The sequence below is a fragment of the Thiothrix caldifontis genome (assembly GCF_900107695.1).
Lineage (GTDB): Bacteria > Pseudomonadota > Gammaproteobacteria > Thiotrichales > Thiotrichaceae > Thiothrix > Thiothrix caldifontis.
Window position 1 is genome coordinate 42,602 of record NZ_FNQP01000012.1, and the last position, 16,780, is coordinate 59,381.

Sequence of the window (16,780 nt, forward strand, 5' to 3'; positions counted from 1 at the left end):
ATATGGCAATAAACAATCTGCCCAAACTGATAAAATTAACAAAAATTGAAAATTGCATTTTCCGCGAAGGGGCTGAGGGTAGTGTTTATCTATCAACCCCTAATATTAATTTTTACAGGGTGACATCACATGAACAACAAATGGGTATATTCTTATCAGGAAGGCGATGGCAAAAACAAACAACTACTGGGGGGCAAGGGTGCGAACCTGTGCGAAATCACGCAAATTGGCCTTAATGTTCCACCCGGCTTTGTCATCAGCACCGACGCCTGCCTGAGTTACCTCGCTCAACCTGAACACCAATTGCCCGATGGGGTCATGGCACAAACCCGTGACCAGATGGGAATGCTGGAAGCCGCCACTGGCAAACGTTTCGGCAGCGCCACCGACCCCTTGCTGGTTTCGGTGCGTTCCGGCTCTGCCATGTCGATGCCCGGCATGATGGATACTATCCTCAACCTCGGGCTGAATTCGCAAACACTGGTTGGGCTGATTGCCCATACCCGCAACGAACGCTTCGGCTACGATTCCTACCGCCGTTTCATCCAATTGTTCGGCAAAGTTGCACTGGGCATTCCTGACGAACTGTTCGACGAGCAGTTTGAAGCCGTGAAGAAAAATGTTGGGGCAGAATCAGACGTTGGCCTGCAAGCCAATGACCTGAAGGACATCAGCGAACGCTTCCTCGCGGTAGTACGCCATCATACCGGCAAACCGTTCCCGGAAGACCCCTACGAACAGCTTGAAATCGCCATCAAGGCAGTGTTCAACAGTTGGTCTGGCAAGCGGGCGGTAGACTACCGGCGCGAATTCCACATCACCCCAGACATGGCAAACGGCACTGCGGTCAACGTGGTCACGATGGTATTCGGCAATATGGGCAATGACTGCGCAACCGGCGTCGGCTTCACCCGCAACCCGGCAACCGGCGAAAACATGCTGTACGGCGAATACCTCACCAACGCCCAAGGCGAAGACGTGGTAGCCGGTATCCGCACCCCCAAGCCGCTGCAAGAAATGGCGCGGGAAATGCCCAGCCTGTTCACCCAATTGCTGGATCTGCGCAACAAGCTGGAACGCCATTACTGCGAAATCCAAGACTTCGAGTTCACCATCGAAAAAGGCGTGCTGTACTGCCTGCAAACCCGCAACGGCAAAATGAACGCCAGCGCCATGGTGCGCACTTCGGTGGAAATGGCGCACGAAGGGCTGATCAGCGAAGAACAAGCCTTGCTGCGCGTCAACCCACAACATCTGGAGCAAATGCTCTACCCCCGGCTAGACCCGAAATTCAAGGGTACGCCGCTTGCCACTGGGCTGCCTGCTTCCCCCGGTGCTGCCAGTGGGCAAGTGGTGTTCGACGCTGACCGTGCCGAAGCCTTGGGTAAACAGGGTCTCAAAGTCATTCTGGTGCGCGAAGAAACCAAGCCCGAAGACATCCACGGCTTTTTCGCTGCACAAGGCATCCTCACCAGCCGGGGTGGCAAAACCTCACACGCTGCCGTAGTGGCTCGCGGCATGGGCAAGCCCTGTGTCGCCGGGGCAGAAGGCATCCACGTTGAAGTGCAATTGCGCAAGGCATTCGTCGGCGGCACGGTCATCAAGGAAGGCGATGTCATCACCCTAGATGGCACCCAGGGCAATATTTACCTCGGTGCAGTGCCCAAAGTCGAAGCTGATTTCTCCGACGAACTCGTCACCCTGCTTGGCTGGGCAGACAAAGCCGCCCGCCTCAAAGTGATGGCAAACGCCGACACCCCCAATGATGCCGCCCGCGCCCTCAAATACGGCGCAATGGGCATCGGCCTGTGCCGCACCGAACGCATGTTCAACGCCGCCGAACGCCTGCCCATCGTCATCGACATGATCGTGGCGGACACTGCTGAACAACGCCAAGCGGCACTCGACAAGCTGTTGCCGATCCAGCGTGCCGATTTCAAGGAAGTGTTCAAAACCATGTCGCCGCGCCCGGTCACGGTGCGCCTGCTCGACCCGCCGATCCACGAATTTCTGCCCTCCGAACAGCAACTGGTCGACGAGCTGGAGCAATTGCGCCACCTGCGTTTATCGGTGCAAGGCATGGAAGTGCTGGTGGAAACCGCCAAACTGCTGGCAGGCAGCAATGGCGAACCACTGCCTTCCAGCATGCATGAACTGGGCGACACCCGCCTAGTCGATAGCGTAATCACCCGCAAGGAACAAATCCTGAAAAAAGTGCGGGCGCTGCGTGAAGTCAACCCAATGCTGGGGCATCGCGGCGTGCGTCTGGGCATCACCTTCCCGGAAATCTACACCATGCAAATCCGCGCGGTGCTGGAAGCGGCGGCTGACTGCACTAAGGCGGGCATCCCGGTTTCCCCCGAAATCATGGTTCCGCAAGTCTGTACCGCCGAAGAGCTTAAGCACGTCAAAAAGCTGGTGCAATCGGTGCATCAGCAGGTCGAAGCCACCTTCGGCGTCAAGGTCAGCTACCAGTTTGGCAGTATGATGGAAGTGGTGCGTGCCTGTATGCGGGCAGAAAGTCTGGCAGAAGAAGCTGAATTCTTCTCCTTCGGCACCAACGACCTGACCCAAGCCACCTTCTCATTCTCGCGTGAAGATGCCGAGAACAAGTTCCTGCCGATGTACAACGAACGCGAAATCTTGCAGGACAACCCCTTCGAGGTGCTGGACGTGAAAGGCGTCGGGCGCTTGATGGGACTGGCAGTTGGCTGGGGACGCAGCACGCACCCTACCCTCAAGGTTGGTATTTGCGGCGAACATGGGGGGCATCCGGCTTCCATCCGTTTCTGTGATGAAATCGGGTTGAACTACGTGTCTTGTTCTGGGCCGCGTGTGCCGATTGCACGCTTGGCTGCGGCTCATGCCCAAATACTGCTGGGCAAGGAAAAAGCGGTCACTGACAAAGCAGCATAGCGCCCCACGAGCCTCTTCCACTCGGAAGAGGCTTTTTATTGGCTTTGTGTATGCCCATTTGCACATTACCCCCGCTCCCCCTACCATGACATTTTTCCCCAACAACTGCCACCCAACATGCCTGACATCGACATCAAAGCCATTGAAGACAAGCTGGTTGCCGCCCGCACCAAACTGATTCTGGATAAACCGTTTCTGGGTGCACTCGTGCTGCGTCTGCCGTTACAAATTGCGAATCCGGCATGGTGTCCGACGACCGGCACGGATGCCCGCAAGTTCTACTACAACCCCGAATACGTGCAGGAATTACGCACCGACGAAGCGCAATTCGTCCTCGCCCACGAAGCCCTGCATTGCGCCTTGTCGCATTTCGCCCGCCGCGCCCACCGCGTCAAACACCGCTGGGATCTGGCCTGTGATTACGCCATCAACCCCATCCTGATTGCCGACGGCCTCAAACCGCCACCCGGCATGATTATGATGAAGGAATACGTCGGCATGAGCGCCGAGGAGATTTACCCGCTCCTCGACGATAACGACATGACCGAAACGATGGATCAGCACCTGTACGACAAGGAAACCAACCCCAACGAAGGCAGCAGCGACAAAAGCGAAAACCCGCTGGACAACCGCGACAAGCAAGACAACCCGACCAACGCGGATGACACCCCCGAAGAATCCGATACGGATACCGAACCCGATAACGACACCCCACCGCAGCAACCTGACGCACAAGACGCGGGCGAATCCGGCGAAGCCGAATCCCAACCGCAAGATGCCAACGAAGGCGACGGCAACACCCAACAACAATCCCCCGATGAACCCAGCGAAGATGGCGAACCCCCACCGCCCCCACTGAACCAGCAAGAAGCCGAAGACCTCAGCGTACAATGGCAACAACGCCTTGCCGGAGCAGCCCAACAAGCGCAACAAGCCGGAAAACTCAGCGGTGTCATGAAACGCTTGGTGGAAGAATTGTTACAACCGCGCCTACCGTGGCGCACCTTGCTGGCGCACTACATGACCGCAGTGGCGCGTGACGATTACAGCTACGCCCGCCCCTCCTCGCGCCGGGGCGACCCCGCGATTTTCCCGACGCTGAAAAGCTATCAAATCAACGCCGTCGTCGCGCTGGATGTGAGTGGCTCGGTGAATGACAAGGAATTGCAGGACTGTTTATCAGAAATTAATGCGATCAAAGGGCAGGTTCGCGCTGCTGTTACCTTGCTTGCCTGTGATTCGGAAGTGGTAGAAGGTTTTCCGCGCCGCTTTGAGCCGTGGGAAGAAGCAACGTTACCGCAAGCCATGCCCGGTGGCGGCTCGACCGATTTCCGCCCTGTGTTTGAATGGGTGCAAACCCAAGATCAGCAACCGGATATTTTGGTGTATTTCACGGATGCACAGGGGTATTTCCCCAAAGTGCAACCGAATTATCCGGTGATATGGCTGGTGAAAGGTAAATCACCCGTGCCGTGGGGGACGCGGGTGCAGTTGAATTAACGCTAAGATTGCACTCATCAAGAAATCAGGTCATTTCTGTAAATCCTTACTATACTATTAGGATAAGTGCTTTTTTTGTCAAAAAATGATAAAAATGCGCAACTCATCCAGTTATAGATAGGATTTAGCTCATGTTAGTCGAGTTTTCAATCACCAATTTCCGCTCCATCCGGGACAAGCAAACCCTGAGCATGGTCAAAGGTAAAGGCAGCGAACTGGAAGCAACGCACACCTTCAAACCAACTGCACCGGGCAGCGAAGCCTTACTGAAATCGGCTGCTATCTATGGTGCAAACGCTGCTGGCAAATCCAACATCATCAAAGCCCTGTCGACGATGAAACAAATAGTAGTAACGCCCCCGAACGTCGGCGAGAAATTACCTGTCGTGCCGTTTATGTTCGACCCTGCGACCCCGCAACAGCCAACCGAATTTGAGCTTATTTTCATCGCTAATAACGTGCGTTACCAATACGGCTTTTCTGCGACGGCTGAACGCATTTGGTCAGAATGGCTATTCGCCTTCCCCAAAGGTCGTTCACAACGCTGGTTTGAACGCGAATACGACCCGCAAACGGGTGAATACACATGGCACTTAGACACCAACCTCAAAGGCGAAAAGAAAGTCTGGCGTGACAGCACCCGCGAAAACACCCTATTCTTATCAACCGCTGCCCAACTCAACAGCGAATCGCTCTCTCCTATTTACACTTATATCAAAGGAATATGGGAAATACTTAATAGCATGAAATCTGGTCTGCTTAGTGCTATTTATTTAGCAACTGAAGGACTAGAATCTATGGTCACATCAATTCTAACAAATGCTGACGTTGGTATTTCAGACATCTCAACTGAAAACAACATTGACGAAATCATCAAGAATCAAAATCCTGCGTTCGATGTCAATGTATTTAGAAAAATAAATGGAGTTGCCTACTCTTCTAAATTAGAAAATGAATCTGATGGCACAAAAGAATTATTTAACTTATCTTTCTATCTAACCACAGCAATAGCAAACGGAGCCGTCATAATTATTGATGAAATAAATGCCAAATTACATCCGGCATTAGTGAGTTATTTAGTCAACTTATTCAACTCGATTGAGCATAACCCAAAAAATGCACAGTTGATATTTACCACGCATGAAACTTCAATTTTAGATCAAGATATATTAAGGCGTGATCAAGTGTGGTTCTGTGAAAAAGACAAAAATCAGGCAACACGGCTGTATTCGCTGTTGGATTTCAAACCGCGCAAAGGTCATGAAAATCTCGAAGCAGCTTATTTATCAGGGCGCTATGGTGCAATCCCCATGATCAACGCACAGTAAGGTTGTAACAACACATGGCAAGAAAACCTAAATCACGTTCTGACACACGCCGGAAAGGACAAGCGCAAAAACCCGCTGGAAAAACCGTCTTGATCGTCTGCGAAGGCACTAAAACCGAATTTAATTATTTCAACGAATTATGCCACACGTACCATTTACAAGCTGTTCATACGATAAAAGTCACCGCTGGTGGTTCAGGAAGCAATGCGGCTAATATTCTACATGACGCTAAAAAACGCTATGCCCGATCAAAAGATAACGGCAATGCATTTGATCACGTTTTTTGCGTATTTGATCGTGATGATGATAAAGGTGCAAATATCAGTTTCCAGCCAACCATTCATGAAATTAGTAAACTGAAAGACTTCCAAGCTATTTATTCCATTCCATCGTTCGAGTTTTGGTTGCTATTACATTTCTCCTATACACGCCAGTGTTTTGCAAATCCAAAACAAGTACTGACTTGTTTACAAAAAGAATATCCAACGTACCAAAAAAATCAGCAAGGGCTATTTCAAACGTTGCAAGAAAATCTTGATGCCGCGTTGCAAAATGCCGCTCGCTGTGAACAGGAAGCCATCGAGTGTGGCGAACACAATCCATCCACCAAAGTTCACGAATTGATTCACTTCTTGCGCGAATTGCGTACCTTAAAGTCATGATTTAATCGCACCACACGCCAATAATGCCGCCCCAAACGCCGCTTCATCATGCAAGGACGGTACAAACGGCACACCGATTAGCCTTTCCCGCATTTGCATCCATGCCGGATTGCGACTGCCGCCCCCAACCGTCCGCAAAGTACGCGGATAAGGCGCACCCAGCTCATGCAAACGTTGCCAGCCTTCCCGCTCAATCCGGCTCATGCCTTCAAGCATCGCTTGCAGAAACTGCACATCATCCGCCGGACGCGGGCTTAAACGCGGTAGCCATTGCGGATCGGCATGGGGAAAACGTTCGCCCGGTTTGCTCAACGGGTAGTAATCCAATCCCGTCGGCTTATCTGGCTGAAGTTGCGGCGTCAAACGCTGTAAATCATCGCGGGAAAAGTGCTGCAACAATACCGCCCCGCCGCTATTAGATGCCCCGCCCGCCAACCACTTATCCCCCAAACGATGGCTGTAAATACCAAACTCAGGCGCAAAGACAGGCTTGTCACTGATGATTTTAAGAGCAATGGAACTGCCGAGAGAAGTCACCGCATCCCCTAACTCACTCGCCCCCGTCGCGATAAAAGCGGCGATGCTATCGGTGGTTCCTGCGTGAAGAAAAATCCCCCCTAGCCCCCCTTTTGCAAAGGGGGGAATAGGAACGGCGGCAGGTTCTCTTACTCCCCCCTTTGCAAAAGGGGGGGCGGGGGGGATTTTCTCCCCAGGCACTAAAACCCTAGGCAGTAAGTGCTCAGGAACCAGCGCTTTCACCCATGCAGGCCATTCGCGCTTTACCGGGTCATAGCCCAACTTCAGGCAATTGTTTTCGTCGCTGAAACCGAATTGCCCTGCGAGTTTTCCGGCGATCCAATCGGCTTGGTGCAGGACGTAAGCGTGCGGCTGATCCGGGTAGTGTTCCAGCAACCACAGCAGTTTGGCGAGGCTGCTGGTTGCGCCATGCGCCCCACTGTCTCGCGGTGCAATGGCGGCAATCCGGCGCGATTGTTCCAGTGCGCGTGCATCGTTATACATCAACGCAGGCGTAGTCGGATTGCCATTCGCATCCGCCAGCAAAATAGTCCCAGAGGTACCATCCACCGCAATTCCTTGCAGCGTAGTGCGAATAGTCTCAGGGATTTCAGCCATGACTTGCTGCACAGCATCCCACCACAACGCCGTCTTTCCCCCCTCTACCTCTGGGAGAGGGGACGGGGGTGAGGGTTCTTCTGGATAAACCACCCGCGCTTCTGCCCGCACCGCCTGATTGCCATCAATAACGATCAACCGGCAACCGGATGTGCCTAAATCAAGACCGGCGTAAAAACAATTGTTGGGCGGTACTGCGGGCAATTTCAAGCTCCTCATTGGTCGGGATAACCAAAAGCTTGAGGGTAGCAGTTTCCTGTTGAAACGCCATAATGCCTGCGGTATGCACTGCATTTTTAGCAAGATCGGGGTATACGCCGAATACCTGCAAATTTGCACACACTTGCGCCCGAATACGTGCCGAGTGTTCGCCAATGCCGCCGGTGAAAATCACCGCATCGACCTGTCCCAACACGGCACTGTATGCGCCGATGTATTTTTTCACACGGTAAGCAAACATCGCCTCAGCCAATTGCGCATCGGTATCGCCCGTATCCGCCAATGCCTGCACTTCACGCATATCACCCACACCACACAAGCCTTTCAGCCCGCTTTGTTTGTTGAACAGGCTTTCCACAGCATCCGGCGACAAGCCCGTTTCGCGTTGCAAGTAAAAATGCAGCGCAGGGTCAATATCACCGCAACGGGTTCCCATCACCAAGCCTTCCATCGGAGTCATGCCCATTGACGTATCGACGCTTTTGCCACGCGCAATCGCTGTTGCACTACACCCATTCCCTAGATGCAGGGTAATCAAATTGAGGTCGGCTAACTCACGTTGCAAATACGCTGCCGCCTGTTGCGCCACGTAATGATGCGACGTGCCGTGAAAACCGTAACGCCGCACTTTGTGTTCCCGATACAACTCAACTGGCACCGCATAACGGAACGCCACCGGCGGCATGGTCTGGTGGAATGCGGTATCAAATACAGCTACTTGCGGAATCCCCGGAAACAGCCGTTGCGCCACTTCAATCCCCGCCAAATTCGCCGGATTGTGCAACGGCGCTAACGGAATCATGGCGCGGATAGCATCTACCACCGCCGCATCAATCAGCGCAGGCTGCTTAAACTGTTCGCCACCATGCACCACCCGATGCCCAATCGCGTCAATGTCGGTAATGCCTGCCGCCTGCAAATGCAGAATAATGCGTGCCAACGCCTCATCGTGAGAAGCCATTTCACTGCCCGCCTCACCGATACGGTCAAGCAGCCCACCGACCAACACCTGCTGGTCTTCCATGCCAAACACTTGGTATTTGATCGACGAACTGCCCGCATTCAGCACCAATATTTTCATGCTGCGGTCTCCTGTTGCGCCTGAATCGCGGTAATCACCACGGTATTCACAATATCCGCTACCGTACAGCCACGGCTAAGATCGTTCACCGGCTTGTTCAAACCTTGCAAGACAGGGCCGATGGCGACAGCATTGGCGGAACGTTGCACCGCTTTGTAGGTGTTATTGCCGGTATTGAGATCGGGGAAAATAAACACGGTTGCCTTGCCTGCCACGTCGCTATTGGGCATTTTGGAACTGCCCACTTCGGCATCCACTGCCGCATCGTATTGGATCGGGCCATCGAGTTTCAGATCAGGGCGACGCGCATGAGCAAGCTGCACCGCCGTGCGCACCATTTCCACATCATCACCTTTGCCGGATTCGCCCGACGAATACGACAGCAACGCCGTGCGTGGCTCAATCCCAAACATTCGCGCCGTGTCGGAAGACGTTACCGCGATGTCCGCCAATTGCGCCGCGTTCGGGTTGGGGTTAACCGCGCAATCGCCATACACCAACACCCGATCTTCCAAACACATGAAAAACACGCTGGAAACCAGTGAACACCCCGGTTTGGTCTTAATGATTTCAAACGCGGGGCGAATCGTGTGCTGAGTGGTGTGCGCCGCACCGGAAACCATCCCATCGGCATAGCCCAACTGCACCATCATCGTGCCGAAATAACTCACATCCGCCATCGTGTCCCACGCAAATTCTGGGGCAAGGCACTTGTGCTTGCGCAGCTCAAAATACGCATCGGCAAACTCGCGGCGCAACGGCGATTGACGCGGATCAATAATCGCCACATCACGCAATTTCAGCCCCAAATGCGAGGCTTTGGCACGCACTTCAGCTTCAACACCCAGCAAACTCACTTGCACCACATCACGCAAGGACAGGATTTCTGCTGCTCGCAACACCCGCTCATCATTACTTTCTGGCAACACAATGTGCTTGCGCTGTGCTTTAGCACGCTGGATCAGTTCGTATTCAAACATTAGCGGGGTCATACGCTGCCCCACGTTCTGGATAATCAATTGGCGCAACTGGTGCATATCCACACACGATTCCATCAAGCCCAAGGCCACCGCAATCTTGCGCTCGTCAGAGGGTAGAATGCTGCCCTCCACTTCGTTCACTTTGAGTGCTGTCTCGAAAGTATCCAGCGGTGAAGACAAAATCGGCAACCGCAACGGATTCATGCCTTCCAGCAGTTTGCTGACTTGTGGCGCGGGTTGTTGCCCACCCGTCAATACTAACCCCGCAATCAGCGGGTAATTGCTGGACGCATCCGCCGCCAAGCTGCCGAGAATAATGTCAGAACGGTCGCCGGGAGTGATAATCAGCGTGCAATTTTCCAAATGTCCAAGGAAATCTTGCACCTGCATCGCCGCCACTTTGTAGCGCGAAACTTCATGGTTCAGCGACTGTGGCGTACCGTAGAGGCAATCGAAGTGCAAAGCGCGGGCAATTTCACCCACAGTGGGGCGTTCCAACGAACTTTTTTCGGGCAAGACATAAAAGGGGAATCGCGACCCTTTTAATAAGCTGGACAGCTCATCCACTTCATTGGGGGGAACGCGGTTAGCGAAGGCTGCCAGCAACTCGCAGTGTTGCCCTGCTTCCAAATGCTCTTCCAACATGCGCACCGCATCGGCAATTTCACCGGCTGTGCGCCCATGCCCTTTGATCACGGGCATGAACAAGCAACCGAAGTGATTGGCGAGGCTGGCATTGAAATCAAGTTCTAGCGCAGAACTTGCCCCCGTAAAATCGGTGCCTGCACATACCACGATGTCCATTTTTTCTTGTACAGCGCGGTATTTGGCGAGAATCAGTTTGAGCAATTCGTCATGGTTACCTGCTGCCACCATTTTGCGGGCAACCTCTTGCGTCACGCCGTAGCGTTCGCTGCCTGCCATATCCAAGTCATAACGTTTGGAAATCAGGTGAATGAGCGGGTCACGCCCGTTATTTTCACGGATGACGGGGCGGAAAAAACCCACTTTGGGTGTCATGGCACGGAGCATTTCCATCATGCCCAGCACGATGATGGATTTACCGCTGTGGGGTTCTGCCCCGGCTATGTAGATGCTGTGAAACACGCTGTACCCCTTGGAATTTCGCTAATTTTGTGCATTGCAGCAATTATCATACCGGATCAAGGGGTGGCTGCCAATGGGGTTTTGTGTCAATCCGATGAACGTAAACTCATAAAGACAAATGTGATCCTCATCACACCATTTATCGGGCTTTTACGTTAGGCTATCGTTCATAAATAGGGACACCAAAACTGATGCCGGGCTGTGACAAGGTAGGGCGGTAGCGTATCCAGAAAATTATTCTGCTAATCCTTCTGGGTGGAGTAGTTAATTTCTGATCAATTGGCTAGAATGTGACCGCCATCACAGGCAAAAAATTAATACTGCATTAAGCTATGGTAAACTTTGACTGACACTACTTACTGATGCCGACCATGACAAGGCAGGGCGGTAGCGTTCTTGACTCGGGCTTACATCTTCTGTTTTTTGATTTGATACTGATAAGGTAGGGCGTCAGCGTGTCTGACGCTGGCATATTCCTCCTTGATTTGAAGAAATAACCACTATGAAAATTGCTATTGCCGGAACGGGCTATGTTGGGCTATCCAATGCGTTGTTGTTAGCGCAACACCATGACGTTGTTGCCTTGGATATTGTGCCGGAGAAAGTGGCGCAACTGAATGCAGCACAGTCACCCATTGCCGATGCGGAGATCGAACAGTTTCTTGCACGTGACGATTTGCAGTTCCGCGCCACCTTGGATAAAGCGGAGGCTTATCGCGATGCCGTCTTTGTGGTGATTGCGACCCCGACCGATTACGACACCCAGACCAATACCTTTAATACGCGCTCGGTAGAAGCGGTCATCCGCGATGTGATGGCACTCAACCCGGATGCGGTGATGGTGATCAAGTCGACCGTGCCGGTGGGGTATACAGCACGTATCCGGGCGGAAATGGGTAGTGATAATATTATTTTCTCGCCGGAATTTTTGCGTGAAGGGCGGGCGTTGTATGACAACCTCTACCCGTCACGGATTGTGGTGGGTGAGCGTTCGCAGCGAGCGGCGACGTTTGCCGAATTGTTGCAACAAGGGGCGCTTAAGGGTGACATCCCTACCCTGTTCACCGATTCGACCGAGGCGGAGGCGATCAAGCTGTTTGCGAATACCTATCTGGCGATGCGGGTGGCGTATTTCAATGAGCTGGATACTTACGCGGCGACCCACGGGCTGGATACGCGCCAGATTATTGACGGGGTATGTCTTGACCCGCGTATTGGCAACCATTACAACAACCCCTCATTTGGCTATGGCGGGTATTGCCTACCGAAAGATACCAAGCAGTTATTGGCGAATTACAACCAAGTGCCACAAAACCTGATCAATGCGATTGTGGATGCGAACCGTACCCGCAAGGATTTCATTGCTGATGACATTATTCGCCGTAACCCACGGGTGGTGGGGATTTATCGGCTGATTATGAAGGCAGGGTCGGATAATTTCCGCGCATCCAGCATTCAGGGGATTATGAAACGCATCAAGGCCAAGGGGATTGATGTGGTGGTGTATGAGCCGGTGTTGCAGGAAGAGACATTTTTCCGCTCGGCGGTGATTCACAATGTGGAAGCGTTTAAGCAGATGAGTGATGTGATTGTGGCGAACCGGATGGTGGATGAGTTGGGGGATGTCGCCGCGAAAGTCTATACACGCGATTTGTTTGGGAGTGACTAATCGCATCGGTCAGCTCCTCTGAGCTAAATTCAAATAAAAACGCCAAAAATAGCTTTTTCTGATAAAGTTTCAGATTCACTGAAGATTTTTCGGGTTTGAGCATATCCAACCCGCTGAGCTATTGACTCGCCTCGCCCAAACACCCAATGGGGAAAGCATCCGACGTTTGTGTTTTTTGTGGGAATGGTTACGCGGGGATTCGCTGGATGCGCCCACGACACCGACGGGTAAATACATCGACCTGTTTCCCAACGACATTTATTTTACTGCCCAACACGGGGAGCGACACAAAACCTATCGGATCACCAATAATGCCTTAGGAAATGCTCAGTTTTGCCCCACTGTTAGGCGGGATGTGCTGGCTGGCAAGGCAACATTGGAAAGTTTGTTAGCGCAAGCACACCAACTGTTTTACCAAGGGCATTCGGCAGCGGTTTATCAACGGGCTATCCATTATCTGTATCTGTCGGAAACCCGTAGCAGTTTTGCCATTGAGAAAGAGACGCCCAGCGCCCAGAAAGAAGAATGGTTTGTGCAGTTGTTGCAGCGGGTGCATGAATACCCGCAACTGACAGAAGATGATTTGGTCATTTTGCAAAATGCCGTGGTACGGGATGTATACAGTCAGGAGGTCACATCCCAGCTTACCATGAAGTACTGACAAGATTTTCGCAGCCAATCACCAGACTTTGGGATTATCGACGGGCAGAGATTGAGCCTTACATCCTTAAAGCAGCGGATAGTCGCAGCTACCGTTTTTTTAATGCCGACCGTGAAGTGGCCTTTCTGCATCAGATGTTGCAGCAAGCAATTGAAGTGGAAATGCCTCAGGAAATGGCTTGGCTGGATGGCTATGATCAAGCCACCACTGCGCTGGAGCAGCGTTTTGATTTGCCGAAGAAAGACATAGCGGCATTGGTGCGTATGGCTTGGGGCAATGGCGGACATCTCTCGAAACATCGGCGCAAGCAGTATGCACATTTGCCCGATAGTGTGCTGGATGAAGTGGAGACAGTGGTTCGACAAGCTTTCCCTCCCTAAAGGAAGGGGAGGATGTCAAGTGTCCCGCTTGCCGTCTTACCAATGGGGACGGGAAGACACCCTGAAAGAATTTCAGGCTGAATTAACAGAAAAAGACCTCGCATTGCAAGAGAAGGATACCGCACTGCAAGAGAAAGATAGTTTGCTCAAGCAGACCTTGCAGGAAAAGGAACAACAAACGGTCAGGCTAATTAGGAAAATGCACTTGTCGGGTATGGATGCGGCAACGATTGCGGATTTGTTGGAGATGCCGCTGGCTGAGGTCGTGGCGTTGTTTAAGAACGATTGAAAAGAAACCCATCCTGATCACTCACTGCCATTAAGTTAAGACTTAGAGAAACCCCTCCCCAGCCCTCCCCTTATCAGGGAAGGGAGCAAGAAAGAGAAGGTGTCTTCTTGTTCCTCCCCTGATAAGGGGAGGGCTGGGGAGGGGTTTCTTTTGCGCTCAGGGCGAAGGTAAGTGGTGGACTGGCGAACTACCACGAGGCATCCGTGGGCTGAGCGAAATCGAAGCCCTGTTCCCCGTGAGTTTTACTCCCCACAATTGAATAGAATGTGACCGCTATCACAGGCATAATCCCCACATTGCATTAAGCTATGGTACATCTAACAACAACGTTTACTGATGCCGACTATGACAAGGTAGGGCGGTAGCGTGCTTGATGCGGGCTTACATCTTCTGTTTTTTGATTTGATACTGATAATGACGAGGTAGGGCGGTAGCGTGTCTGACGCTGGCATTAACACCTCATTTCTAAATATTTCAACCCTAGATTCACATCACTATGAAAACTATTGAAGAATCCACTCTCGCTATTATCGGCTTGGGCTACGTCGGGCTACCGTTGGCAGTCGAATTTGGCAGAATCCTCCCCACTATCGGCTTTGACATTAATAAAGCGCGGATTGAGGAACTCAAAAGCGGTAATGACCATACACTGGAAACCACACCAGAAGAGTTACAAGCGGCTAAACACTTAAGCTACACCACGCAGTTGGACGATTTGCGTGATGCCAATGTCTTCATCGTGACTGTGCCGACCCCCATTGATGAGCACAAACGCCCTGACCTGACCCCGTTGATCAAAGCCAGTGAAAGCATTGGTAAAATCATCAAGCGTGGTGATGTGGTGATCTACGAATCGACGGTTTACCCCGGTGCTACTGAAGAAGATTGCATTCCAGTCATTGAACGGGTTTCTGGGCTACAATTTAACGTGGATTTCTTTGCAGGTTACTCACCCGAACGGATTAACCCCGGCGACAAAGTAAACACACTAACCACTATCAAGAAAGTAACCTCCGGCTCTACACCTGAAGCGGCAGATTACGTGGATACACTTTACCGCCGCGTTATCAAAGCTGGCACACACAAAGCATCCAGCATCAAAGTCGCAGAAGCCTCTAAAGTCATTGAAAACACCCAACGCGACCTAAACATCTCATTGATGAATGAGTTAAGTGTCATTTTCTCACGGATGGGCATTGATACGGTTAGCGTCTTAGAAGCCGCCGGAACAAAATGGAATTTCCTCCCCTTCCGCCCCGGCTTGGTAGGTGGACACTGTATTGGTGTTGACCCCTATTACCTCACAGACAAAGCCGAAAAGTTAGGGTATATCCCGCAAGTTATCCTTGCCGGGCGGCGCATCAATGACAATATGGGGCGTTACGTAGCGCGTACTACTGTCAAGAAAATGATCCAGAATGGCGTAAACCCGAATGGTGCGCGAGTTGGCGTAATGGGTGTCACTTTCAAGGAAAATTGCCCCGACATCCGCAATTCCAAGGTAATCGACATTATTCGTGAGCTGGAAGATTTCGGTGTGGTGACGGTAGTTACTGACCCTTGGGCGAATGCTGAAGAGGTCGCAGCAGAATACCCCGGCGTTAAGCTGACTCAGTTAACACCACAAGCTCCGGTAGATGCGTTGGTGGTTGCGGTCTCACACAATGAATTTGCCAGCTTAAAACCACAAGAACTACACGCCCTACTCCGTGGCAGTAAACCGGTATTAGCAGACATCAAATCTTTATACGATCCTGCGGCGTTGCAGGCTCTCCACATTACTGTATGGCGGCTGTAATCATGAATTTCCCTACTATCACCGACCGTAAACTGCGTATTGCCATTGTTGGCTGTGGGCGCATCGCCAAAAACCATTTCGGCTCACTCGATAAGCACGCTGACAATTTTGAATTGGTCGCAGTGTGTGACACTAACCCTGCACATTCCAAGCCTTATGCCAACCAATATGATGTACCTGCTTACACTTCGCTGGAAGCCATGCTGGCGCAACACAAGCCTGATCTTGTCAGTCTTTGCACACCCAGTGGCATTCACGCCGACCAAGCAGCACTAGCGGCTAAACACGGTGTCCACGTCATCACTGAAAAGCCGATGGCAACCCGTTGGTCTGACGGTGTGCGCATGGTCAAAGCCTGCGATGAAGCAGGGGTACGCCTGTTTGTCGTCAAGCAAAACCGCCGCAACACCACTTTGCAATTACTCAAACGAGCAGTTGAAGAGAAGCGTTTCGGCAAAATCCACATGGTTCACCTCAACGTATTCTGGACACGTCCACAAGCCTATTATGACCAAGCCAAATGGCGCGGCACATGGGAGTTTGACGGTGGCGCATTCATGAACCAAGCCAGCCATTACGTCGATTTGCTGGATTGGCTGATTGGGCCAGTCGATAAAGTGCAGGCGATGATGAGCACCACCCGTGACATTGAAGTGGAAGACACGGGTGTCTTGAATGTGCGCTGGCGCAACGGCGCATTAGGCTCGATGAGTGTCACCATGCTCACTTACCCGCAAAATCTGGAAGGCTCAATCACCATATTGGGTGAAAAAGGCACGGTGCGTATCGGCGGGGTTGCTGTTAATGACATTCAACTGTGGCAGTTTGACGAACCGCGTGATTATGATGCACAAACCCAGAGCGCGAACTATGAAACCACATCGGTGTATGGCTTTGGGCATCCGCTGTACTACAAGAATGTGGTCGATGTGATGCGCGGCGTGGCTGAACCGGAAACTGACGGGCGGGAAGGTTTGAAGTCGCTGGAAATGCTGATTGCCGCCTACCTGTCTGCCCGTGACGGCAAGACGGTATCCCTGCCCTTGGAATACTGAT

At 52.0% G+C, this 16,780-nt stretch carries 13 protein-coding genes; 10 read left to right on the top strand and 3 right to left on the bottom strand.

Annotated features, from left to right (window positions below):
* Nucleotides 1-129: 129 nt before the first annotated feature.
* From ppdK to BLV87_RS11245, 4 genes are all read left to right on the top strand, one after another.
* Nucleotides 130-2,916 carry a pyruvate, phosphate dikinase gene (ppdK, locus tag BLV87_RS11230; protein WP_093068756.1) on the top strand — a complete coding sequence of 929 codons (2,787 nt, stop codon included), beginning with the start codon at nt 130-132 and terminating at the stop codon, nt 2,914-2,916.
* A 117-nt stretch (nt 2,917-3,033) separates the two neighbouring features.
* Nucleotides 3,034-4,416, top strand: a complete 1,383-nt coding sequence (locus tag BLV87_RS11235) for a DUF2201 family putative metallopeptidase (protein WP_175517914.1) — start codon at nt 3,034-3,036, stop codon at nt 4,414-4,416.
* A 131-nt stretch (nt 4,417-4,547) separates the two neighbouring features.
* The gene (locus BLV87_RS11240; RefSeq protein WP_093068758.1) at nt 4,548-5,744 is read left to right on the top strand and encodes an AAA family ATPase; all 1,197 of its coding nucleotides are present in this window, start codon (nt 4,548-4,550) and stop codon (nt 5,742-5,744) included.
* A gap of 14 nt (nt 5,745-5,758) precedes the next feature.
* Complete coding sequence (locus BLV87_RS11245) at nt 5,759-6,406, top strand: RloB family protein (RefSeq protein WP_093068759.1); 648 nt, start codon at nt 5,759-5,761, stop codon at nt 6,404-6,406.
* Here the strand turns inward: BLV87_RS11245 and BLV87_RS11250 are convergent.
* From BLV87_RS11250 to pta, 3 genes are read right to left on the bottom strand one after another with little or no spacing between them, the layout of a single operon-like run.
* A complete protein-coding gene (locus BLV87_RS11250) occupies nt 6,401-7,744 on the bottom strand; it encodes an FGGY-family carbohydrate kinase (protein WP_245707007.1) in 1,344 nt (447 codons plus the stop codon). The genes BLV87_RS11245 and BLV87_RS11250 overlap by 6 nt on opposite strands.
* Nucleotides 7,701-8,840 (bottom strand): acetate/propionate family kinase, encoded by a 1,140-nt coding sequence (locus BLV87_RS11255; RefSeq protein WP_093068762.1) that lies wholly within the window; start codon nt 8,838-8,840, stop codon nt 7,701-7,703. The genes BLV87_RS11250 and BLV87_RS11255 overlap by 44 nt, the downstream gene beginning before the upstream one ends.
* Nucleotides 8,837-10,927: a phosphate acetyltransferase gene (gene pta / locus BLV87_RS11260; RefSeq protein WP_093068764.1), complete on the bottom strand. Its 2,091-nt coding sequence runs from the start codon at nt 10,925-10,927 to the stop codon at nt 8,837-8,839. Before pta ends, BLV87_RS11255 begins: the two co-directional genes overlap by 4 nt.
* Before the next feature lie 502 nt (nt 10,928-11,429).
* Here pta and BLV87_RS11265 point away from each other — a divergent pair.
* The 6 genes from BLV87_RS11265 to BLV87_RS11290 all read left to right on the top strand — a co-directional run bounded on the left by BLV87_RS11265 (nt 11,430) and on the right by BLV87_RS11290 (nt 16,779).
* A complete protein-coding gene (locus tag BLV87_RS11265) occupies nt 11,430-12,596 on the top strand; it encodes a nucleotide sugar dehydrogenase (protein ID WP_093068766.1) in 1,167 nt (388 codons plus the stop codon).
* Nucleotides 12,597-12,717: 121 nt separating this feature from the next.
* Entirely contained in the window at nt 12,718-13,257 is a 540-nt protein-coding gene (locus BLV87_RS11270; RefSeq protein ID WP_139282166.1) for a hypothetical protein, read from the top strand.
* A 134-nt stretch (nt 13,258-13,391) separates the two neighbouring features.
* Nucleotides 13,392-13,637: a hypothetical protein gene (locus BLV87_RS11275; RefSeq protein WP_139282167.1), complete on the top strand. Its 246-nt coding sequence runs from the start codon at nt 13,392-13,394 to the stop codon at nt 13,635-13,637.
* Between the two features lie 19 nt (nt 13,638-13,656).
* Nucleotides 13,657-13,926, top strand: coding sequence for a hypothetical protein (locus BLV87_RS11280; RefSeq protein WP_093068771.1), 270 nt, complete (start codon nt 13,657-13,659; stop codon nt 13,924-13,926).
* Nucleotides 13,927-14,422: 496 nt separating this feature from the next.
* Entirely contained in the window at nt 14,423-15,724 is a 1,302-nt protein-coding gene (locus BLV87_RS11285; protein WP_093068773.1) for a nucleotide sugar dehydrogenase, read from the top strand.
* A gap of 2 nt (nt 15,725-15,726) precedes the next feature.
* Nucleotides 15,727-16,779 (top strand): Gfo/Idh/MocA family protein, encoded by a 1,053-nt coding sequence (locus BLV87_RS11290; RefSeq protein WP_093068774.1) that lies wholly within the window; start codon nt 15,727-15,729, stop codon nt 16,777-16,779.
* Nucleotide 16,780: the final 1 nt, after the last annotated feature.